23 protein-coding genes, 1 tRNA gene and 1 pseudogene are annotated in these 19956 nt (G+C 61.7%); 7 read left to right on the forward strand and 18 right to left on the reverse strand.

The features are described 5' to 3' along the window. Position 1 precedes the first annotated feature (1 nt). From B3605_RS24405 to rsfS, 5 genes are all read right to left on the reverse strand, one after another. On the reverse strand, positions 2-1198 hold the full coding sequence (locus B3605_RS24405) for a divergent polysaccharide deacetylase family protein (protein ID WP_112942708.1): 1197 nt from the start codon (positions 1196-1198) through the stop codon (positions 2-4). A gap of 79 nt (positions 1199-1277) precedes the next feature. Continuing rightward, positions 1278-2600 (reverse strand): S41 family peptidase, encoded by a 1323-nt coding sequence (locus tag B3605_RS24410; RefSeq protein WP_047509025.1) that lies wholly within the window; start codon positions 2598-2600, stop codon positions 1278-1280. Beyond that, a complete protein-coding gene (locus B3605_RS24415; RefSeq protein ID WP_112942709.1) occupies positions 2590-4023 on the reverse strand; it encodes a murein hydrolase activator EnvC family protein in 1434 nt (477 codons plus the stop codon). The genes B3605_RS24410 and B3605_RS24415 overlap by 11 nt, the downstream gene beginning before the upstream one ends. A 121-nt stretch (positions 4024-4144) precedes the next feature. Next, the gene (rlmH, locus tag B3605_RS24420) at positions 4145-4627 is read right to left on the reverse strand and encodes a 23S rRNA (pseudouridine(1915)-N(3))-methyltransferase RlmH (protein WP_112942710.1); all 483 of its coding nucleotides are present in this window, start codon (positions 4625-4627) and stop codon (positions 4145-4147) included. A 131-nt stretch (positions 4628-4758) separates the two neighbouring features. After that, entirely contained in the window at positions 4759-5199 is a 441-nt protein-coding gene (gene rsfS, locus B3605_RS24425; protein ID WP_037112036.1) for a ribosome silencing factor, read from the reverse strand. Between the two features lie 206 nt (positions 5200-5405). Here rsfS and B3605_RS24430 point away from each other — a divergent pair, with 206 nt between their 5' ends. After that, on the forward strand, positions 5406-5786 hold the full coding sequence (locus tag B3605_RS24430) for a winged helix-turn-helix domain-containing protein (RefSeq protein WP_112942711.1): 381 nt from the start codon (positions 5406-5408) through the stop codon (positions 5784-5786). On the opposite strand, the gene modC is transcribed toward B3605_RS24430, so the two are convergent. From modC to obgE, 7 genes are all read right to left on the reverse strand, one after another. Next, positions 5783-6850: a molybdenum ABC transporter ATP-binding protein gene (gene modC / locus B3605_RS24435; protein ID WP_112942712.1), complete on the reverse strand. Its 1068-nt coding sequence runs from the start codon at positions 6848-6850 to the stop codon at positions 5783-5785. The two genes, B3605_RS24430 and modC, sit on opposite strands and share 4 nt — an antisense overlap. Continuing rightward, a complete protein-coding gene (gene modB / locus B3605_RS24440; protein ID WP_047509033.1) occupies positions 6847-7548 on the reverse strand; it encodes a molybdate ABC transporter permease subunit in 702 nt (233 codons plus the stop codon). Before modB ends, modC begins: the two co-directional genes overlap by 4 nt. A gap of 75 nt (positions 7549-7623) precedes the next feature. Then, positions 7624-8409, reverse strand: coding sequence for a molybdate ABC transporter substrate-binding protein (modA, locus tag B3605_RS24445; protein ID WP_112942713.1), 786 nt, complete (start codon positions 8407-8409; stop codon positions 7624-7626). Between the two features lie 495 nt (positions 8410-8904). Then, a complete protein-coding gene (locus tag B3605_RS24450) occupies positions 8905-9555 on the reverse strand; it encodes a nicotinate-nucleotide adenylyltransferase (protein WP_112942714.1) in 651 nt (216 codons plus the stop codon). Beyond that, a complete protein-coding gene (locus tag B3605_RS24455) occupies positions 9530-10813 on the reverse strand; it encodes a glutamate-5-semialdehyde dehydrogenase (protein ID WP_112942715.1) in 1284 nt (427 codons plus the stop codon). The genes B3605_RS24450 and B3605_RS24455 overlap by 26 nt, the downstream gene beginning before the upstream one ends. After that, positions 10806-11975 carry a glutamate 5-kinase gene (proB, locus tag B3605_RS24460; RefSeq protein ID WP_112942716.1) on the reverse strand — a complete coding sequence of 390 codons (1170 nt, stop codon included), beginning with the start codon at positions 11973-11975 and terminating at the stop codon, positions 10806-10808. The genes B3605_RS24455 and proB overlap by 8 nt, the downstream gene beginning before the upstream one ends. Then, positions 11968-13047, reverse strand: a complete 1080-nt coding sequence (gene obgE / locus B3605_RS24465) for a GTPase ObgE (RefSeq protein WP_018901066.1) — start codon at positions 13045-13047, stop codon at positions 11968-11970. Before obgE ends, proB begins: the two co-directional genes overlap by 8 nt. A gap of 79 nt (positions 13048-13126) precedes the next feature. Here obgE and B3605_RS24470 point away from each other — a divergent pair, with 79 nt between their 5' ends. Beyond that, positions 13127-13993, forward strand: a complete 867-nt coding sequence (locus B3605_RS24470; protein ID WP_112942717.1) for an endonuclease/exonuclease/phosphatase family protein — start codon at positions 13127-13129, stop codon at positions 13991-13993. Between the two features lie 42 nt (positions 13994-14035). Here the strand turns inward: B3605_RS24470 and B3605_RS24475 are convergent, their stop codons facing one another. From B3605_RS24475 to rplU, 4 genes are all read right to left on the reverse strand, one after another. Beyond that, positions 14036-14623, reverse strand: coding sequence for a GNAT family N-acetyltransferase (locus B3605_RS24475; RefSeq protein ID WP_112942718.1), 588 nt, complete (start codon positions 14621-14623; stop codon positions 14036-14038). After that, positions 14620-15273: a GNAT family N-acetyltransferase gene (locus B3605_RS24480; RefSeq protein ID WP_026283459.1), complete on the reverse strand. Its 654-nt coding sequence runs from the start codon at positions 15271-15273 to the stop codon at positions 14620-14622. Before B3605_RS24480 ends, B3605_RS24475 begins: the two co-directional genes overlap by 4 nt. 129 nt (positions 15274-15402) lie before the next feature. Then, the gene (gene rpmA, locus B3605_RS24485) at positions 15403-15672 is read right to left on the reverse strand and encodes a 50S ribosomal protein L27 (RefSeq protein ID WP_004127267.1); all 270 of its coding nucleotides are present in this window, start codon (positions 15670-15672) and stop codon (positions 15403-15405) included. A 34-nt stretch (positions 15673-15706) separates the two neighbouring features. Then, entirely contained in the window at positions 15707-16024 is a 318-nt protein-coding gene (rplU, locus tag B3605_RS24490; RefSeq protein WP_018901071.1) for a 50S ribosomal protein L21, read from the reverse strand. A 314-nt stretch (positions 16025-16338) separates the two neighbouring features. Between rplU and B3605_RS24495 the strand changes: the two genes are divergently transcribed. Further along, positions 16339-16428: transfer RNA gene (locus B3605_RS24495), tRNA-Ser, on the forward strand. Between the two features lie 208 nt (positions 16429-16636). Here B3605_RS24495 and B3605_RS24500 read toward each other — a convergent pair. Beyond that, the gene (locus B3605_RS24500; RefSeq protein ID WP_112942719.1) at positions 16637-16966 is read right to left on the reverse strand and encodes a DUF2322 family protein; all 330 of its coding nucleotides are present in this window, start codon (positions 16964-16966) and stop codon (positions 16637-16639) included. A 94-nt stretch (positions 16967-17060) separates the two neighbouring features. After that, entirely contained in the window at positions 17061-17342 is a 282-nt protein-coding gene (locus B3605_RS24505; RefSeq protein WP_409457180.1) for a DUF6074 family protein, read from the reverse strand. Between the two features lie 227 nt (positions 17343-17569). Between B3605_RS24505 and B3605_RS24510 the strand changes: the two genes are divergently transcribed. The 4 genes and pseudogenes from B3605_RS24510 to B3605_RS24525 all read left to right on the forward strand — a co-directional run. Beyond that, a complete protein-coding gene (locus B3605_RS24510; RefSeq protein WP_112942720.1) occupies positions 17570-18205 on the forward strand; it encodes a lysophospholipid acyltransferase family protein in 636 nt (211 codons plus the stop codon). Continuing rightward, complete coding sequence (locus B3605_RS24515) at positions 18202-19152, forward strand: phosphatidate cytidylyltransferase (protein WP_112942721.1); 951 nt, start codon at positions 18202-18204, stop codon at positions 19150-19152. The genes B3605_RS24510 and B3605_RS24515 overlap by 4 nt, the downstream gene beginning before the upstream one ends. Continuing rightward, entirely contained in the window at positions 19149-19541 is a 393-nt protein-coding gene (locus tag B3605_RS24520) for a hypothetical protein (RefSeq protein ID WP_112942722.1), read from the forward strand. The genes B3605_RS24515 and B3605_RS24520 overlap by 4 nt, the downstream gene beginning before the upstream one ends. Next, positions 19538-19956: pseudogene (locus B3605_RS24525) on the forward strand (CDP-alcohol phosphatidyltransferase family protein); the annotation flags it as partial. The gene B3605_RS24520 and the pseudogene B3605_RS24525, both read left to right, overlap by 4 nt.

The following is a 19956-nucleotide window of genomic DNA, read 5'->3' on the forward strand; positions in this document are numbered from 1 at the left end:
GCTAGGGTTTCTTCGGATCATTGGTCAGCGCGGCGATCCCGACGATCTCGATGCCGCGCATCGCCGCTTCTTCCGTCCATTTTGAAATGGCATCGATGCTCTCGTCAAATGCCGAGGCGACGCCGATCGCCTGACCGTTACGCTTGGCCACGCGCTCGAGTTCATCCAGCTTGTTGGTGATCGCGTTGAAATCCACCTGTCCGTCGAGCTGCACGTCCGCAAAGGCGTAGGGCGTCTCCGTGCCCTTGGCGATCGCGGCGGTCTTCGACTGCGCCGAGGTGCCATCATCGAGAAACAGCAGCCCGCGCTTGCCGATATCGCGCATGACGGGCTCCAGCGCGTTCGCATCCGAGAGGAAACGACCGCCCTGATAGTTCAAAACGCCGGTGTAGTTGGTGATTTCGCCCATCGCCCGGTGAAGGCTCTCGATATTCTTGGCCACGCTTTTCGACGTGAGCAGCGTATCGGGCCCTGGATCGTTCGCCGGGTAATCGAAAGGCTCTAGCGGCACCTGGATCAGGATTTCGTGGCCGGACCGGCGCGCCTCCTGCATCCAGCGCTGCAGACTGTTTCCGCTGGCGGCGAATGCAAGCGTCACCTCCTCGGGCAACTGCTGGATCGCCCGCTGCGTGCCCGTCTGGCTGAGACCAAGACCGCTCACGACGATCGCGATCCGCGTTCCATGCGCGCCGGACCATGGTCGGGCATATTGGTCCATCGGCCGGCGACCATCGGGCCCAACGATCGGCAAGCGCCCGAACGACGACGCCTCGAGCAGGGCATCGTTCGGCAATGCGGCCATTCGCGGATCCTGCCCCACCTGCATCGCATCGATCAGCACGGGGCCGTTTCCGTCGCGGGTCTTCGGGCTGTATTTGGTCACCACCGAGCCATCACCCGTCGTCATCCGCTCGACATTGGCGCCGGAATTCGGATCGCTGCGCGGCATGCCGTTGGGAGGCGCAGTATCCGCCGTGGCGGCCTGTTGAGTGGTGTCGGTGGGAACGGCGGAGGCCTGCTCCTTGGCGGGCGGCGTCTCGCGCTTCAGGCCATCGCCACGAAAGGCGGTATAGACCGAAAAGCCGCCGATCAGCACGAGGCAAAGCCCGGCGACCACCCGCCCCGTGCGCAAGACGCCAGGGCGCTTGCCGCCGGGCTTGCGGTTCTGTCCAAGGGGCGCGTGCAGATCGGTATTCATTCTTCGGCTGCTTCCATCATCAGGACAGCAAAAAGGCGTCAGGCCGGATCCTCATCCGGCCTGACGCCTCATCTGGTGGTTACTTTGCGCTAACGGCCTTTTCAGGGTTCGGCGGGAAAGACGGGTCCGTCTTCTTGCCGCGCAGAAGGTCGAGCGCGTAGTTGAGCTGCACGTCATCCTTCGGATCCGGCGGCACGTAGGCGACGGAGCCCGAGCCCTCGTCCGTCTCGCTCTGGCCCTTGATGTGGCCGCGCAGGGCGGATTCGCCCTCGGTCACCATCTTGCCCTTCAGGTCATCCGGCAGCGGCTCTTCGACCTTGATGTCAGGCGTGATGCCGGTGCCCTGGATCGAGCGGCCCGACGGCGTGTAGTAGAGCGCCGTCGTCAGGCGAAGAGCACCGTTCTCGCCGAGCGGGATGATGGTCTGAACCGATCCCTTGCCGAAGGAGCGCGTGCCGAGAACCGTGGCGCGACGCAGATCCTGCAGGGCGCCGGCGACGATTTCCGAGGCCGAAGCCGAACCGCCGTTGATCAAAACGATCACAGGCTTTCCATCTGTCAGATCACCAGGGCCGGCATTGAAGCGGCGGGTTTCGTCCGGATTGCGGCCACGCGTGGAAACAACCTCGCCGCGCTGCAGAAGCGCATCCGATACCTGGATCGCCTGGTCGAGCAGGCCGCCCGGGTTGAGGCGCAGGTCGAGCACGTAGCCCTTGAGCTTGTCGGCCGGAACGGTCTTCTTGATCTTCTCGATCGCCTTTTCCATGTCCGGATAAGTCTTCTCGGTGAACGAGATGATGCGGAGATACCCGACATCATCCTCGACGCGCGACTTGACAGCCTGCACGGCCACGACATCGCGAACGATCGTCAGTTCGATCGGCTTGTCGGCGCCCTTGCGGATCAGCGTCAGCTTGATCGGGGTGTTGATGGCACCGCGCATCTTCTCGACAGCGTCTTCGAGCTTCAGGCCACGGACGGACTGCCCGTCGATCTCGGAGATATAGTCACCCGCGAGAACACCTGCCTTGGCGGCCGGCGTATCGTCGATCGGCGTGATAACCTTGACCAGCTCGTCTTCCATCGTGACTTCGATGCCGAGACCGCCGAACTCGCCCTTGGTCTGGGTCTGCATGTCCGCCGCGTCCTTGGCGTTCATGTAGCTCGAATGCGGGTCAAGCGACGACAGCATGCCGTTGATGGCATTTTCGATCAGCTTGTCCTCGGCCGGCGGCGTCACGTACTGGGCGCGAACGCGTTCGAACACGTCACCGAAAACGGACAGTTCCTTGTAGGTGGACGCCCCCGCCGCTTCCGCGGGCACACCGGCGGAATAGATGACGCTCATGGCCGTCGCACCCATCAATGCGCCAACCAGAACAAGAGAAGCCCTACGAATCATTGCGTGCCTTTCCGGTGTCTTTGGCGGTCCACCATGGTCGGGAATCGACCGGCTTTCCGTCTTTTCGAAATTCAATGTAAAGCGTTGGTCGGTTTGTTTCCAGCGCCAATGCAGTCGCACTGGCCACTCTTTTCGCACCCATCACCGCAAGCGGTTCGCCGGCGAAAACAAACTTGCCCTGCCGCGCGTTCATGGTCTCCATTCCGGAGAGAACCAGGTGATATCCGTCGCCGGCATCGAGAATGATCATCTGCCCGTAGCTGCGAAACGCGCCGGCATAAACGATCAGACCATCCGCCGGTGCGGTAACCACCGTTTCCGGGTTGGTCGCCAGCGTCATACCCATCGCCTCATGGCCTGTTCCATCGGCATCGCCGAACTGGCGCAAGATATCGCCGGCAACGGGCAACTCCAGCTTGGCCTTCAATTCTCCGAACGGATATGCGGGCGCAATGCGGTTTTTATCAGGCACCCCGCTGTCGGCCAAAGCCTTGGCCTGCGCGCGCTGTTCATCCGTCAGCAGCCTGCGATTTTCCTCCGCCTGACGCGCCGCGGCAGTCGCCTGGCGAACGGATGAAATCTCGCTTTCCATCGATGCCACGAGGCTCTCCAGGCTCGTGGCCTTGCCCGCGAGTTCCTCGGAGCGCTGGCGCTCGGCATTGAGCTCGGCAGTATTGCTGCGGCTCAATTTCTCGTTCTCGGCGAGAAGCAAATCCATGCGCCGCTCTTCCTCGAGGCTATTGGTTATCGTCGTCGTCAAGCCGGCCTTCTCCGCGGCACTTGCGGCCTGCAGCGAGGCCAGGTTGCCGAGATCGGCCGCGAGCTTATCGGTCTCCTTGCGGATGCCGGGAACAACGGCACCGAGCAGGATGGCGCTGCGCACCGAGGCAAGCGCGTCATCGGGCGTTACCAGAAGCGCCGGCGGCGGGTTGCGTCCCATCCGCTGCAGTGCCGCGAGCACCTCGGCCAGCAGCCCGCGCCGCTCGTGCAGCGAGTGGCGAACCGCATCTTCCTTCACGCCGAGATCGGCAAGCTTCTTCTCGCTCTCCAATATCTGCTTTTCCAGCGACTTGCGCCGCGCGGCGGAATCGATCAGCGCCTGGCGAACACTGCTGGTGCTCTTGTCCAGATCCTCGATGCTCTTCTGCAGTTCCGCGACCTTGCTCGAAGAGAGATTGATGGTCTTCGACAGCGCATCCAGTTCGCTGCGCGTCTGGTCCCGCTTCTTTTCCAGTTCGACGGCCGGATCAGGTGCCGCAGCCGCAACGGGCGCGCTTGTCACCTGCGGGTCCGGTTGGGCAGCGGGCGGCGGCTGCTGCGCCAGAGCGGAAACCCGCCCGGACACGCCGAGAACCGACGCGGCGAGGCTCGCCACGGCAACCGACAAGATCACATAGTTTCGCTTGGATGCAGATGCCGGCATGCCGATCGGTAAATCCTCTTAAACCGCGCGAAGATTAAGCTGATTTGACCATCTTTGCCAGAAAGATTGAGGCCTGCCGCCCGATCGCGCAACACACACCTGCGTGAATGATCGTGAGCGCTCAGACGCGATGGTAGGGATGGCCGGAGAGGATCGTCACGGCGCGATAAAGCTGCTCGGCGATCAGCGTGCGAACGAGTTGATGCGGCCAGGTCATCTTGCCCAGGCACAGCGTTGCGTCGGCCCGATCGTAGAGCGCCGGATCAAGTCCATCGGCGCCGCCGATCGCGATCAACATGTCGCGCTTTCCCTGATCGCGGTAGTTCCCGAGCAGCGTGGCGAAGCCTTCGCTGTCGAGCGCCTTGCCGCGCTCGTCGAGGAGAATGAGGATACTGCCATCCGCCAGCGACTTCTGAAGCATGCCTGCTTCCTCGCGCTTGCGCGTATCGGCATTGGAAGCGCGACTTTCAGCGACTTCGACAACGCGGGAGAATTCAAGGCCGATGGCGGGACCGGCCTTCGCAAAGCGGTCGAAATAACGCGCCGCAAGATCCTTCTCCGGGCCGGATTTGAGCCGCCCCACGGCAAAAAGACCAACGCGCATGTGTCCGCTCCTGCTATCAGGCTTTTCGCGGCCCAAAGGTGCCGCAGGCCGGGGCTAAAGCACCGCCGGCCCAATCACAGCCATCTATCAGGCGCCGGACGCAGCGTCCAGACAGCCTGCCAGCTGGAGTATCAGTGCAGCGTCTCGTCCAGATCGGGAGCCTGCCACATCTTTTCGATGTTGTAGAACTCGCGAATTTCGGGACGGAAGACATGCACGATAACATCGCCGGTATCGATCAGAATCCAATCGCCGGCATCCTGGCCTTCGACCCGGGCGGAGCCGAAGCCCTCATCCTTGAGGTCGCTGAGCAGGTGGTCGGCAATTGCCATGACATGGCGGCTCGAGCGGCCCGAGACAACGACCATGAAGTCGCCGAGCGCCGATTTTCCGGCAATGTCGATGGAAACGATATCTTCAGCTTTGGAGTCCTCGAGGCTGACGAGGACGGTGTGCAGGGCGCGGGCAGCGGCATCAACGCCACGTTCCGGGCTCTTCGGGACAACGACTTTCGTGCTTCCCTTTGCGTGTACTGTTGTCAGTGCTTTCCCTTTCTCGGAATGACAAAGCATGCACATCACTGATTTGGCGAACCAAATCATGGTTAAGATAGGCACCGAACCATAAATGTTTCAAGACGCCCGCGATCACAAAGCATGAATGCCGGATTTGGCGCGGCAGCAACGGATGGCTCAGCCTCAAGTGCATCCTGCGGGGCTGTGTACAGTTGCTGCCGCCCTCAGTAAAGTGATGCTTCGTCCCAGTGCGAAGATTACAAATGAAAAACACCTTAGAAAACACGCTTGTCCCGGTCCTTCGCATCAGCTTTCCGCATGAGGATCGCCTTGGGCACGGCAAGATGGAACTACTGGAACATATCAGAGAGACCGGCTCGATTTCCGCCGGCGGCCGCGCGATGGACATGTCCTACCGGCGTGCCTGGCTGCTGGTCAGCGAAATGAACCGGATGTTCAAGCATCCCGTCGTCGAATCGCAACGCGGCGGCCAGAAGGGCGGCGGCGCGGCGCTGACTGAATTCGGCGAGGAACTGCTGGCGCGCTTTCGGCAGATGGAGCAAACGATCCGGGTGACCCTGGCCGACGACCTGGCCTGGCTGGAGAGCAACCGCCTGATCGATGGCACCGAGCCGGCTGTTTAAGGTTCCAAAGCAACCGTCTTGATAATGGCGAACACCGGCATGCCCTCGCGCAGCGCCATGCGCTCCGCCGAGAAGCTGGTGATCCGCGACAAGATCGCGTCACCACCGCAATCGACTGTGACGTCTACGGTCGCGTCGTCGGAAGGCGTTACCGCCAGGATCGTACCTTCAAGCACGTTGAGCGCGCTGAGGCCGTTTGGCCGCTCGGTGGCAAGCATCACGTCGCGCGAGGGGATACGGACACGCACCGCCTTGCCCGGCGCAAGACCGGCATCTGGCACATGCAGTCGCACGGTCGTCATCGCAACGGTGGCCAGGCGATGCCTCTCATCCACGGCCTCGACACGCCCCTGCAACAGGGCACCCGCCTCGCGCCGATCAAGCGACGCCGCGGGCAGGCTGAGCACCTCGGTAGCCGCGCCAACAGCCTTCACCCGACCGTCCTGCATGACGACGACCTGATCGGCAAGCCGCGCCACCTCCGCCACCGAGTGGCTGACATAGACGATCGGAATATCCATCTCGTCGCGCAGTCGCTCGAGAAACGGCATCACCTCGGCCTTTCGCGCTTCGTCGAGCGCGGCAAGCGGCTCATCCATGAGAAGAAGGCGCGGTGAAGACAGGAGCGCGCGGCCGATCGCCACCCGCTGCTTTTCGCCGCCGGACAGGTGCTCAGGGCTGCGGCCGAGCAACCTTTCGATATCGAGCAAGCCGACGATCCGCTCAAAGCTCTCCCGTGGCGCCCCCTTCGGCGCGAACCAGCGACCGTAGGTCAGGTTCTGGCGCACGGTCAGATGCGGGAAGAGCCGTGCTTCTTGAAACACATAGCCGAACCGCCGGCGATGCTTGGCGACGAAAATGCGCTCGGCGGTATCCGTCAGTATCTCGCCATCGAGACTGATCCGCCCCTCGTCGGGCCGCGTCAGCCCGGCGATCATCCGGATCATCGAGGTCTTTCCCGAACCCGAGCGGCCGAACAGCGCGGTAATCCCGCGTTCCGACGTGAACCCCGCCTCGAGCGAGAACGCGTCAAACCGATGCTTTGCCTGGACAACAAGCGTCATTGCGGATCGATCCTCCGCCCGATGAGGCGTGACAGGAATTCGGATGCGAGCAGCGCGGCCATGGAAATGACGACAGCCACGAGTGTCAGCCGCAACGCGCCTGCATCCCCGCCCGGTACCTGTGTGAAAGAGTAGATCGCGGCCGACAGCGTCTGTGTCTCGCCAGGAATATTGGAAACGAAGGTGATCGTCGCGCCGAACTCGCCCATGGCCTTTGCGAAGGCGAGGATCATGCCGGCGATGATGCCGGGCAAGGTGAGGGGCAGCGTCACCGTCAGGAAAACCCAGAACGGGCTGGCGCCGAGCGTGCCGGCGGCCTCTTCAAGCTTGCGGTCGATCGCTTCGATGGAAAGGCGGATGCTGCGCACCATCAGCGGAAAGGCCATCACTGCACAGGCAAGCGCCGCCCCCGTCCACCGGAAGGAAAAGACGATGCCGAAGTATTGATCGAGAAAGGCGCCGATCACCCCGCGCCGGCCAAACAGCACGAGCAGGATGAAACCGGTAACGACGGGGGGCAGGATGAGCGGCAAGTGCACGATGCCGTTGAGAATGGATTTGCCCCAGAAGCGCCCCCGCGCCAGAAGCAGCGCGACGCCGATGCCGAAAGGCAGGCTTGCCAGCATCGCTACGATCGACACTCGCAGGCTGAGCATGATCGCCGTCCATTCGTCACTGCTCAGACCAAGTGCTTCCAAATGCGATGCTCCTGAAAAAAACGAAGGCCCACCGTGGCGGGCCTTCAGACTAGGCAGCTGCGTATAAAACCGCAATTATTTCAGGATGGTGAAGCCCTGTTCGGTGAAGAAGTGCGCAGCCTTCTCCGACTTCAGGAAGTCGAGATAGGCGGCCGTATCGGCGTTCTTGCTCTCGGACAGGATCGCGATCGGATAAGTGATCGGCGGGTGCGAGTCGGCAGGGAAGGTGCCGGCAACCGCAACGCCCGGATCGGCGTTCACGTCGGTCCGGTAGACGATGCCGAACGGCGCTTCGCCGCGCGAGACCAGCGCCAGCGCCGCGCGCACGCTTTCTGCGCCTGCGACCTTGCCTTCGACCGACGACCAGACGCCGAGCTTTTCAAGCGCCGCCTTGCCGTACTTGCCTGCCGGTACCGACTTGACTTCGCCCATCGCGAGCTTGCCGTCGCCAAGCAGGCCGGCCAGATCGAAGCCCTGCTTGATGTCGACAGGCTTGACCTTGTCCTTGGCGGCGACGAGCACGATGCTGTTGCCGAGCAGGTTGGAGCGGGTGTCCGCCTTGATCAGGTTCTTCTTGGCGAGATAATCCATCCAGTCGAGGTCGGCCGAAATGAACACATCCGCCGGCGCACCGCCTTCGATCTGCTTTGCCAGAGCGGAGCTCGCCGCATAGGAGACGACGGCTTCCTTGCCGCTCTCCTTGGCCCATTCGGCATTGGCCGCATCAAGCGCATTCTTCATGCTGGCGGCTGCGAATACCGTAACCTTTTCAGCGGCGAAGGCCGTTCCGGCGGTCGCACCAAGCCAGATAGCGGAGACCGCGACGGCTGCGAATTTCACCCATTGACGACGATTGTGCATATTGTTTCCCCAACACTTCGAGATATCTGCAGAGATATAACGGAAACTTGGCTATTGACCAGCGCTATATTCAGTCGAACGCAACGCGTGGCGTAGGACCGCAGCCGAGCTGATCGCACTGGCATGAGTCATGACCGCGGGACTGCCGCAAGGCAGCAATGCGCGCGGCCAGGAGGCAGCTATTTGCTAGTATCCATCTGACAAAAGGCCCTCAAACTTGATAAATCTCCAGTGTAGTGCGCAGATATTGAGCATTTGGATGGGTGCGACACTTAAACACATGCCAGAAATGCATTGCTGCGATGCACCAATTCCGCTTTCCTTTCTGTGATACTCATCATACAAGTCTCTCACCGGACAGCGATCTCCTCCTCCCAAGCTGTTCGGTAACGGATCGGCAACACTCCTCCTCCCAGTTGCCGGTCAAGTTTTAAGCCCGACGGATCCTCCCCCGTCGGGCTTTTCATTTTCCAGCGTATTATTGAGAGAAATGAGCTAAGCGCCGTTTTGCGCGCGGATCGCCGTCGAACTCAGTCGCGATCGCGGGCCGTGGATGAATGTCCAGGCCGGCGCCGGCTTCTTCCAGAGCGCTCTCGAATCATCCTCATCGATCCGCGCGAAATCGAAGGTCTTGGCCATCTTCGACGACAGGAACGACAGCGTCGCACCCGGCCGATCGATGACCGCGATCGGAAACATGCGGGCGATATCCTGCCACCGCTGCCACCGATGAAATGTCTTCAGGCTATCGGCGCCCATGATCCAGATGAAATGCACATGCGGATTGCTGATTTTGATCCGCGCCAGTGTTTCCGCGGTGAAGGTCGTGCCGAATTTCTTCTCGAATGCGGTGACCTTGATCGCGGGATGCTTGGCAAGCTTTTCGCTGAGCCGCACCCGCTCCGCCAGAGGCAACAGCTGGCTCGGATCCTTTAAGGGATTGCCGGGAGTGACCATCCACCACAGCTGATCGAGACCAAGCCGCTTGATGGCGATCTCCGCCACCAGCGCATGGCCCTGGTGCGGCGGATTGAAGGAACCGCCGAACAGACCGACCACCATGCCCCGCTCGGCATGTGGCACGCGAAGATAGCGTCGGTCCAATTCGTCGTTGATCACATCAGGTCCGGACTTGGCCGGTGCCATGCACGCGGTATTTGAACGAGGTCAGCTGCTCGACGCCGACAGGGCCTCGCGCATGCATCTTGCCAGTGGCGATGCCGATCTCCGCACCCATGCCGAATTCACCGCCATCGGCAAACTGCGTCGATGCGTTGTGGAGCAGGATGGCGGAATCGACCTCGGTGAAGAAGCGGTCCACGACAGCTGCGTCTTCGGCGATCACGGCTTCGGTGTGGTTCGACGAATAGGTCTGGATATGCTTGATCGCACCATCGATGCCATCGACGACAGCGACCGAGACGATCGCGTCGAGATATTCCGTGGACCAGTCTTCCTCGGTGGCAGCCTTCGTTCCCGGCGCCGCCTTGACGACGCTCGAGGAGCCGCGAACTTCGCAGCCGGCATCCGAGAGAACATCGAGCAGCGGCACGAGGTGCGTGTCGCTGACAGCGCTGTCGACCAGAATCGTCTCGACGGCGCCGCAAATCCCCGTCCGGCGCATCTTGGCGTTGACGACAATCTCCTTGGCCATGTCGAGATCGGCGGATGCATCGACATAGATGTGGCAGAGCCCTTCCAGATGCGCGAAGACGGGCACCCGGGCTTCGTTCTGCACGCGCGCGACAAGGCTCTTGCCGCCGCGCGGAATGATCACGTCGATCGCCCCATCCAAGCCGCGCAACATGGCGCCAACGGCCGCGCGATCCGTGGTCGGAACGAGCTGGATAGCATGCTCTGGGAGCCCGGCCGCCTTCAGGCCGCGCACCATGCATTCATAGATAGCCTGCGATGAACGACGGGAATCCGAGCCACAGCGCAGGATGACGGCATTACCCGCCTTGACGCAGAGCGCGCCGGCATCCGCCGTCACATTCGGGCGGCTTTCGAAGATCACGCCGATCACGCCAAGCGGGGTGCGCACGCGCTCGATCTTCAGGCCGTTCGGCCGATCCCAGGCGCTGACCACCTCGCCGACAGGGTCCTTCAACGCAGCGATCGCACGAATGCCATCGGCCATCTCGGCGACGCGCTTGTCGGTGAGCGTCAGCCGGTCGATGAAGGAGGGCAGCATGTCGGAGCCCGCCGCATCATCGAGATCCCGCGCGTTTTCAGCGAGAATCCGCTCCTTGTCCGCCAGGATCGCATCAGCCATGGCATTCAGGGCGGCGTTCTTGGCGTCGGTAGAGGCAAAGGCCAACGGTCGCGCGGCAGCCTTGGCCTTGCGGCCGATGTCATTCATCAGCGCGTCAATGTCAGGGCTTTGCACGACTGTATCAAGCATGGGCGGCGTCCTTCTTCTGCCTTTCCGATTTCGAATTGATTTGCGAGGTCATGACCATATCGTCGCGATGGATCATCGCCGCGCGCCCGGCATAGCCGAGAATGGCCTCGATCTCGCTCGACTTGCGGCCGGTGATTTGGCGCGCTTCCTCGGCATCATAGCCGGCCAATCCGCGCGCGATTTCCCGGCCATTCGGGCCGACGATGGCAACCGTGTCGCCACGGCTGAAGAGGCCGACAACCTTGCGGACACCAGCGGGCAGCAGGCTCTTGCCACCACCCAGCGCATTCACCGCGCCGTCATCGACATGAAGCTCGCCAGCCGGCTGTAGCTGACCGGCGATCCAGGTCTTGCGCGCAGTCACGGGCGTGCCCGAAGGCGCGAACCAGGAAGACCGCGCGCCGTTTTCGATCGCAGACAGCGGACTGTCGGTCTTGCCTGAAGCGATGATCATCGCGCAGCCAGAGGTCGTCGCGATCTTGCCGGCATCGATCTTGGTGCGCATGCCGCCACGCGACAGCTCGGACGCAGCGCCACCAGCCATCGCCTCGATTTCAGGCGTGATCTCGGCAATCGTCTCCAGGAACTGTGCATCCGGATCGAGATGCGGCGGAGCGGTATAGAGGCCGTCGATATCCGACAGCAGGATCAGGAGATCCGCGCCCGCCATCGTCGCCACGCGCGCCGCCAGACGGTCATTGTCGCCATAACGGATTTCGCTGGTGGCAACCGTGTCGTTCTCGTTGATGATGGGAACGGCGCCGATTTTCAGGAGCTGGTTGATCGTCGCGCGCGCATTGAGATAGCGCCGACGCTCTTCCGTATCGCCAAGCGTCAGCAGGATCTGGCCGGCGACTATTCTGTCACGCGACAGGCTCTCGGACCAATCGCGGGCAAGCGCGATCTGGCCGACCGCCGCCGCCGCCTGGCTCTCCTCTAGCTTCAAAGCGCCCGAGGGAAGATCGAGAACCGAGCGCCCAAGCGCGATGGCGCCCGAGGACACCACGAGAACATCGACGCCCTTGTTTTTCAACTTCGCGATATCGGCGCACATAGCGTCCAGCCAGCTCTTCTTCAGGCCGGTCTTGCGGTCGACGAGCAGCGCGGAGCCGATCTTGATGACGATGCGCCGGTAGCTACCCAGCGCCTTCTGCCTAGTCATTGGCCTCGTCCTCGTCGGCGATCACATCGCGATGACGCACCTTCAAAGCTTTGGCCGGCTTCTCGGCAATGTTGGCCTCTGCATTGGCCTCGACGATGATATCGCGCAGCGCACGCAACACCTCGGTCATGCCCATGCCCGTTGCCGCCGAGATCTGGTAGGGCGTGCTGCCGCAAGCCTTGGCCAGTTCCTTGGTCTTCTTCGTCAGTGTCGCCTTGTCGAGAACGTCGATCTGCGACAGCGCCACGATCTCCGGCTTGTCGCCGATCTCGTCGCTATAGGCCCGGAGCTCATGCTTGACCGTCTTGTAGGCCTTGCCGACATTCTCTTCCTGTGCGGAAACGAGATGCAGCAGAACGCGCGTGCGCTCGACATGGCCGAGGAACCGGTCGCCGATGCCGACGCCCTCATGTGCGCCTTCGATCAGGCCGGGAATGTCAGCGAGAATGAATTCGCGCTCATCGATCGTCGCAACGCCAAGATTGGGGTGCAACGTCGTGAACGGATAATTGGCGATCTTGGGGCGTGCGCGGGTAACCGCCGCGAGAAATGTCGACTTTCCGGCATTCGGCAGACCGACCAGACCGGCATCGGCGATCAGCTTCAGACGCAGCCAGATCGTCTTTTCCTCGCCCTCGAGACCGGGATTGGCCCAATCCGGCGCCTGGTTGACCGAGGTCTTGAAGTGCGCGTTGCCGAAACCGCCATTGCCACCGCGGGCGAGGCAGTAGCGCTGCCCCTCTTCCGTCAGGTCGCAGATCAGCGTTTCCTGGTCTTCCTCGAAAATCTGGGTTCCGACGGGCACCTTCAGCGTCACATGCTCGCCATTGGCGCCGGTACGGTTGCGGCCCATGCCGTGCGTGCCGATCGTCGCCTTGAAGTGCTGCTGGAAGCGAAAATCGATCAGCGTGTTGAGACCATTGACGGTCTCCACCCACACGTCACCACCGCGTCCGCCGTCACCGCCGTCAGGCCCGCCGAACTCGATGAACTTCTCGCGCCGGAACGACACGGCACCCGCGCCGCCGCTACCGGATTTGATATAGACCTTTGCTTCGTCGAGAAATTTCATTTTACTTCCATCATTCGGTGTCATTGGACGCCCGTCTTGGCCTGATCGATATAGGCCGTTCAGCCGGAGGTCAAAGATTATCGTTAGGTTTGCGAGCTATAACATACAGTACGGCTTCGGTCTCGACGGCACGTACGATCTGAAACGAATCGCCGACAGCCTTGCCGGCGCCGACATCATCGCGCTCCAGGAAGTCACCCGCGGCTTCGCGCGAAACCGATATGCCGACATGGTGGCCGACCTTAGCGCCCTCTTCCCCGACCATTTCTGGGTCTACGGACCCGGCTGCGACCTGCATGTCGCGGAGATCGACGGCAGTCCCGCGCCGCGCAGCATGCGCATGCAGTTCGGCAACATGGTGTTGTCGCGCTGGCCGATCCTGTCGACCCGCACGCTGCTTCTGCCGCGCAGCCGGACGCTCACCAAGCTCAACCTGCAGCGCAGCGCCACCGAGGCCGTCATCGACCTTCCCGGCGGCGCGGTGCGCGTCTACTCCGTCCATCTCGATCACGTTTCCAGCGACGAGCGCATCCGCCAACTCGCGCATCTGAACGACCGTATCAACGCCTTCCCCCACGAGGGCGGATCGCTGACCGGCGCCCGCGAGTTCGAGATCGAGGAGCTTCCGCTGCCCGAAGACTATCTCGTCATGGGCGACTTCAACATGCTGCCGGAATCGCCCGAATACTGCGCTTTCGCGGGCCGAAAGGACGGATATTACGGCCGCACGGCGCGCATCGGCACGCCTGTCGACGCCCTCGAGGCGCTCCGCGCCTATCAGCCCGACAGCTACAGCTGGATGGATCCCGCAAATCATGGCAAGCGCATGCATCTCGATTACGTCTTTGTCAGTTCTGGCCTCGAAAGCCGGTTAAAATCCGCACAGATCGACACCTCGGCCATGGGGTCCGATCACTTCCCCGTCTGGGTCGAGATCGACAATTGAAGAAGGCGCCCCGGTGAATGTGGGGCGCCTCCATGTTTCTCATCAGGCACTCTTGCTCTGCTGCAACGCGCCGGGCTTCAGCATGGTTTCGACATGCGTGACCATCGTGTTGCGGGCGAAGCTGAAGACCTCGCTGCAACCGGTCATGCGGAAGCCGAGCTTTTCCTGCAGCCTCAGCGACGCCGGATTGTCAGCGAAGACACCGGAATGCACGACGGTCTCGGGCATGCGCCGCGAAAAGCGCTCGAGCGTGGCGGAAACCGCCTCGCTCATATAGCCGCGCCGCCAGTAGTAGCGGTTCAGCCAGTAGCCGAGATGCCAGCGACCATGGCGAAGCTCGATCGACACCACGCCGATATGCGCGTCGTCGCCATTGGTGATCGCCATCTGCCAGTCCGGCAGCCGGCCGGCCGTGACCGGCACCAGCCAGTCGAGCGCATCCTGCCGGTCATAGGGTGCAGGCACCCGTGCCAGCATCCGCGTCACCGCGAAATCGGATAGCGATTCCGCGATCGCATCGGCATCGCCCAGCCGGTGCGATCGCAGGAAAAGCCGCTCGGTCCTGATGTCGGGCTGCGAGCCAGCGGTGGCGACCTGGGGTCTTGGCCTTTCCAGGCTGAGCGCGCTCATAATACGCTCCCCCAGCTTCTCAGCGACATCCAGGTCTTGCGGTCGAGCCTGTACCATTCGACCGGCACGTTGCTTCCAAGCGCCAGCGAGGCGGCAAGCCCCGATCCCTGGAACTGGAAACCGCACTTCTGGATGACGCGGCGCGAAGCGATGTTCATCACCCGGCAACGGGCGTCGATCTGATCGACATCCTCGCGGGTGCGAAACACCATGTCGACGAGCGCATGGCAGGCCTCGGTCATGAAACCCTGGTTCCAGTAAGGCTCGCCCAGCCAGTAACCGATCTCGACGGTACGACCGTCAAGATGCGGCTCGACCCCGCAGCAACCGATAAAGGCGCCGTTTTCGGCTTTGGTAATCGCATAGACGCACTTGCCAATCTCGCCATTTTTCGTGCGTCGCACGAAGTCGGCGGCATCATTGGCCGTATACGGGTGCGGCATGCGCGACACCATTGTGGCGACTTTGGCGTTGTTGGCGAGATGGGCAAGGGCGTCGATGTCTTCTTCGTGGGGCGCGCGCATGACGAGCCTTTCCGACAGTAAGACAGGGCAATCGGTCCTTAACCGCTCAGGCCGCAGCCTTTCCAAGGAAGACCGCTGGTCTTCCCGGGGAGACCTTTGGTCTCTCCGTAACAATTCGCCTTGCATGGTTCAGTCCTCCTTGAGGGTAAAGAAAAAGGGGAGATGGGTGGTGCCCCATCTCCCCTTTTGTCTTGACTGAACCTGATACGCTCAGCCGGGTCGATGAGACACCGGCTGCTATAAAGCGCTACCGGCTTATTCCGCTGCTTCCGCTTTCGGCATCACGGATACGTATACGCGGCCGTTGGCCTTCGTACGGTAGTTCACATTGCCGGCGGTGAGAGCAAAGATCGTGTGATCCTTGCCGAGGCCGACGTTGGAACCCGGGTGCCACTGCGTACCGCGCTGACGCACGATAATGTTGCCTGCGATGACGGCTTCGCCGCCGAACTTCTTCACGCCAAGGCGCTTGGATTCAGAATCGCGACCGTTGCGCGACGAACCGCCAGCTTTTTTGTGTGCCATTGGAGTTCTCCTTTAAACCTTAAGTCCCGTGATCTTACTTAGCAGCCACGATGTCCGTGATACGGACAACGGTGTGGTGCTGGCGATGGCCGCGCGAGCGCTTCGAGTTCTGACGACGGCGCTTCTTGAAGGCGATGACCTTCTTGCCGCGGTTGTGCTCGACGACTTCGGCCTTGACGGACGCGCCCTTGACGAAGGGAGCACCGATCGCGGCATCGGCGCCTTCGCCGATTACGAGGACTTCGGTGAATTCGATCGATTCGCCAGCGGTGACTTCAAGCTTCTCGATGGTCAGCACGTCGTTTGCTGCCACACGGTACTGCTTACCGCCGGTCTTGATGACTGCGAACATTTTTTATCCTTTCATGTTCGTTCCGGCTCGACCCGCATCAAACAGGTGGCCGTCTTTTTATCAGTCGATGTTAAGCAGGGATTTCAGGGCTTTTGCCCAGGAACTCTGGCTGCCGGTGATGCCCCACGCAGGCGCGGGACAGACAAGGCGCGGACTTATCCACACCTATTGGGTTGCGCAGATACGCGAGCATAAAAAAACTGTCAAGGTAAAAGGATGACAAAAGGATGAAATGGCTTGAGATTACGACTTGCCAGCCCGCCAAACTCTCGCTATGAGACAGCCCGCGCCGAACAAGCGCCGACCAGCGAAGCGGAGAGGTGGCTGAGTGGTCGAAAGCACCGCACTCGAAATGCGGCATACGGGCAACCGTATCGTGGGTTCGAATCCCACCCTCTCCGCCATATTTCTTTTGTCCGACCAGGACACGTGGGTAAAAATCCGCACCTGAGACATAGATGACAAGCTCGTGCCGAACGGGTTGTCGATTGTTCGAGGTCAATATTCTCAAGATCAGATCACAGGACGCTGGCGCGCCAAAGGCGACGTCATCGACCCCACGTGCTTCATCAGCTCGTCATCAAACTCGCGGCCTAGCCTGGATGACGCTTGTCACTGCGCAACAAGCTGAATGCCCAATGGCGCAGCGCCGCCGATGATATCGAGCAGGCGGTCGATATTGGGATGGGCGCCGGGGCGGGTTTTCGCGTCGTCGGTGTGCTCGGCGAAGAGGTCTAGGGCGTAGGTTGCGGTCTGCTTGTCGAGGATGCCGAAGCATTGCTGCAGATATTGGTAGACCGCGAGCGATCCCTGTTTGCCCGGCTGGTTTTCGATCGTCGCGACAATGACGCCGGCTGGGTCGGTAAGGTCTATCCGAGCAAGGCCTTCGACTGACGGCAGCAGTTGCAGATTGTCCTTGAACGAAGCCGTTGGCTGGATCATCGCGTGTTCCTTTTCGCGTGGCAGGTTGGCCTTGCGTCTAGCAGCTTCGGCTCCATATCGCCATGCCGTAGAACAGGGCCTATGCCTCGCCCGCTTACCGCTTCAGCGCGCGACCGCTGCGGCTTTGCGAAATCGCGCGCGACTGCGAGCGCTGAACGAGGGCCTGTTGCACCTCGGTCTGGAAAACCATGACCTGATGGCGAACTTCCGCTTCTGGCAGGCCGAGCGATTCGAGTTCGCTCGCCAGACGCCGGCACTCGGTCTTCCAGTACTGAACGGCATCGGCACCATGCAGGCGCTCGAGTTCGGCGGCGCTACGATCGATGTCGCCGGCGCGCGAGGCCACAGGAAAAAGGACGATTTCACTTGTGGTCATGGCCTTCAAACTCTTGCTTGTGTTTACCGACATCGATTCGTTCCGTTGTGTTCGACACCATTCCTACCGAAGCATGGTTAACGCTTTCCTCCACCATCTGACGCGTTGTGCCGGTATGGTCGCGACCTGCCGACGGTTGCGCGAAGCCGGGGGCTTTTGATCCGCCTTAAACACGGCTACACATCTTATATGTGTCAGGTGGATGGGGGATCGATTTGGTACGGAAGATGATCGCGGGGCCGGTGGCGACGGCCATCGTTCTGTTTGCGCGCGCCATAACGGCCGTGCGCGCCATTTGGAAAAGCGACGGCCCGACAACGGACACGTGCATCTATTTCGCCAATCATTCGAGCCATGGCGATTTCATTCTGGTCTGGGCGGTTCTTCCGCCCCGCTTACGGCGGTCAACGCGCCCTGTGGCCGGCGCCGAATACTGGCTGAAATCCGCGATCACCCGCTTTATTGGCAGCGATGTGTTCGACGCCGTGTTGATTGAGAGGGAGCGCGACAAGCGGACCAGCGATCCAATCGAGGTGATGGCGAATGCGCTGGATGCCGGCTCGTCGCTCATTCTCTTTCCCGAGGGAACCCGTAATCTGACGGACGCGTCGCTGCTGCCGTTCAAGAGCGGCCTCTTTTATCTCGCCTCAGTGCGTCCGGATATCCGCCTCGTCCCCGTCTGGATCAACAATCTCAACCGCGTCATGCCGAAAGGCGAGATCGTTCCGATCCCGCTGATCTGCACCGTCACCTTCGGAGAGCCGATGCACATGCATGCAGGCGAAGACAAGCAGGCCTTTCTCGACCGGGCGCGGACGGCCCTTCTCGATCTCTCTCCAAAACAGCCAGGCGGTAGCGAATGAACACGGCCAATTCCGACCTCCTCACGCTCGTGCTCGGCATCCTCGCGGTGCTCGTCGTCGCATCCGCGATCGGCTATATCCTGCAGCGCCGCCTTTCGCCCGATGGCGCCAATGCCTCCATCGAGAACCTCAACGCACGCATCAAGGCGTGGTGGGTGATGGCGATCCTGATCGGCATCGCCTTCATGATCGGCCGAGTCGGCATCCTTATCCTCTTCGGCTTCTGCTCGTTTGCGGCGCTGCGCGAGTTCATCACGCTGACGCACACGAAGCGCGCCGATCACTGGGCGCTGGCGACCGCCTTCTTCGTCGTGCTGCCGCTGCAGTATTTCCTGCTCTGGACCAAGCAATACGGCATCTTCGCAATCTTCATTCCCGTTTATGCCTTCCTGCTGATGCCGATCATCTCGGTGCTGCGCGGCGACACCGAGCGCTTTCTCGACCGGATCGCGGAGGTGCAATGGGCGCTGATGATCTGCGTCTTCTGCGCCTCCCACGTGCCGGCGCTGCTGACGCTCGATATTCCGGGCTATGAGGGCCGCAATGTGCTGCTCATCGCTTTTCTGGTCATCATCGTGCAGCTGAGCGACGTGCTCCAATATGTCTGGGGCAAGCTTTTCGGCCGCACAAAGATCGCGCCGAAGCTGTCGCCCTCCAAGACTGTCGAGGGCTTTGTCGGCGGCGTTGCCAGCGCCACGCTGATCGGCGCCGGCCTCTGGTGGATCACGCCGTTCACGCCCTTACAGGCCGGGCTGCTGGCTTTCGTCATCACCATGATGGGTTTCTTCGGCGGATTGGTGATGTCGGCGATCAAGCGCGACCGCGGCGTCAAGGATTGGGGCAACCTGATCGAAGGCCATGGCGGCCTGATCGACCGGCTCGATTCCGTCGTCTTTTCCGCACCGATCTTCTTCCATCTCGTCCGCTACTGGTGGTCGGCCACATGACGACCAGGCTGCGTCGTATCGCGGGCAACAGCATCATCCATGTCGCATTCGCCTTCTGCGCCATGGGCGGCTGGGCGATGTTTGCAAACCGGGATTACCCGCCCGGCCGCTTCCTGCTTGCCGGCCTCGTCCAGGGCGCATTGTCGGCCTGCCTGACACTGTTTCTCAAGACCGCGGTCGAGCAGCTGTCACGCCGGATGAATGGAACGCAAGCCCTCTGGGCGCCGCCGCTCATTGCCTGCCTGGCGTCCAGCGCCGTCCTGGCGACCATCCATGCGCTGAGCGGCACGCCTGAAATTATGAAGACGATCGCGCTGCCGCTGGCGGTCTCGACCAGCTATGCGGCGATCTACAATTACTCACTGTACCGGAAGGGGGAGCGGGCATGACCGAAACAGGTGACCGCAGGCCGCTGGCGAGCCGCGATACACACTGGGCACGCTCGATTGCGCAATGGCTGGCGTCGAAATCCGTCACGCCCAATCAGATCTCGCAGGCAAGCATGATCGCGGCAGCACTCGCCGGCAGCGCCTTCTTTCTGTCGGGATATCGGACGGGCTGGGCGCAGGCGCCCTTCTTCGTCGCAGCTGCACTGTTTTGCCAGCTGCGGCTGCTCTGCAATCTGTTCGACGGCATGGTCGCGGTCGAGGGCGGGAAGGGGGCAGCCGATGGGCCGTTCTGGAATGAATTCCCGGACCGGGTTGCCGACATCCTGATCCTCGTCGGGGCAGGGGCGGGCATCGGGGCGCCGGGGCTCGGCTGGGCGGCGGCGGCGTTTGCGGTGCTCACCGCCTATGTCCGCGA

The sequence above is a fragment of the Rhizobium sp. UBA1881 genome (assembly GCF_002338015.1).
GTDB lineage: Bacteria > Pseudomonadota > Alphaproteobacteria > Rhizobiales > Rhizobiaceae > Rhizobium.

Excerpts from the sequence above, each read along its gene's own strand:
- B3605_RS24405 (WP_112942708.1), bottom strand. The coding sequence starts at position 1,198 with ATGAATACCGATCTGCACGCGCCCCTTGGACAGAACCGCAAGCCCGGC.
- B3605_RS24410 (WP_047509025.1), bottom strand. The coding sequence starts at position 2,600 with ATGATTCGTAGGGCTTCTCTTGTTCTGGTTGGCGCATTGATGGGTGCG.
- B3605_RS24415 (WP_112942709.1), bottom strand. The coding sequence starts at position 4,023 with ATGCCGGCATCTGCATCCAAGCGAAACTATGTGATCTTGTCGGTTGCC.
- rlmH (WP_112942710.1), bottom strand. The coding sequence starts at position 4,627 with ATGCGCGTTGGTCTTTTTGCCGTGGGGCGGCTCAAATCCGGCCCGGAG.
- rsfS (WP_037112036.1), bottom strand. The coding sequence starts at position 5,199 with ATGCTTTGTCATTCCGAGAAAGGGAAAGCACTGACAACAGTACACGCA.
- B3605_RS24430 (WP_112942711.1), top strand. The coding sequence starts at position 5,406 with ATGAAAAACACCTTAGAAAACACGCTTGTCCCGGTCCTTCGCATCAGC.
- modC (WP_112942712.1), bottom strand. The coding sequence starts at position 6,850 with ATGACGCTTGTTGTCCAGGCAAAGCATCGGTTTGACGCGTTCTCGCTC.
- modA (WP_112942713.1), bottom strand. The coding sequence starts at position 8,409 with ATGCACAATCGTCGTCAATGGGTGAAATTCGCAGCCGTCGCGGTCTCC.
- B3605_RS24450 (WP_112942714.1), bottom strand. The coding sequence starts at position 9,555 with ATGGCACCGGCCAAGTCCGGACCTGATGTGATCAACGACGAATTGGAC.
- B3605_RS24455 (WP_112942715.1), bottom strand. The coding sequence starts at position 10,813 with ATGCTTGATACAGTCGTGCAAAGCCCTGACATTGACGCGCTGATGAAT.
- proB (WP_112942716.1), bottom strand. The coding sequence starts at position 11,975 with ATGACTAGGCAGAAGGCGCTGGGTAGCTACCGGCGCATCGTCATCAAG.
- obgE (WP_018901066.1), bottom strand. The coding sequence starts at position 13,047 with ATGAAATTTCTCGACGAAGCAAAGGTCTATATCAAATCCGGTAGCGGC.
- B3605_RS24475 (WP_112942718.1), bottom strand. The coding sequence starts at position 14,623 with ATGAGCGCGCTCAGCCTGGAAAGGCCAAGACCCCAGGTCGCCACCGCT.
- B3605_RS24480 (WP_026283459.1), bottom strand. The coding sequence starts at position 15,273 with ATGCAAGGCGAATTGTTACGGAGAGACCAAAGGTCTCCCCGGGAAGAC.
- rpmA (WP_004127267.1), bottom strand. The coding sequence starts at position 15,672 with ATGGCACACAAAAAAGCTGGCGGTTCGTCGCGCAACGGTCGCGATTCT.
- rplU (WP_018901071.1), bottom strand. The coding sequence starts at position 16,024 with ATGTTCGCAGTCATCAAGACCGGCGGTAAGCAGTACCGTGTGGCAGCA.
- B3605_RS24500 (WP_112942719.1), bottom strand. The coding sequence starts at position 16,966 with ATGATCCAGCCAACGGCTTCGTTCAAGGACAATCTGCAACTGCTGCCG.
- B3605_RS24505 (WP_409457180.1), bottom strand. The coding sequence starts at position 17,342 with ATGACCACAAGTGAAATCGTCCTTTTTCCTGTGGCCTCGCGCGCCGGC.
- B3605_RS24510 (WP_112942720.1), top strand. The coding sequence starts at position 17,570 with ATGATCGCGGGGCCGGTGGCGACGGCCATCGTTCTGTTTGCGCGCGCC.
- B3605_RS24515 (WP_112942721.1), top strand. The coding sequence starts at position 18,202 with ATGAACACGGCCAATTCCGACCTCCTCACGCTCGTGCTCGGCATCCTC.
- B3605_RS24520 (WP_112942722.1), top strand. The coding sequence starts at position 19,149 with ATGACGACCAGGCTGCGTCGTATCGCGGGCAACAGCATCATCCATGTC.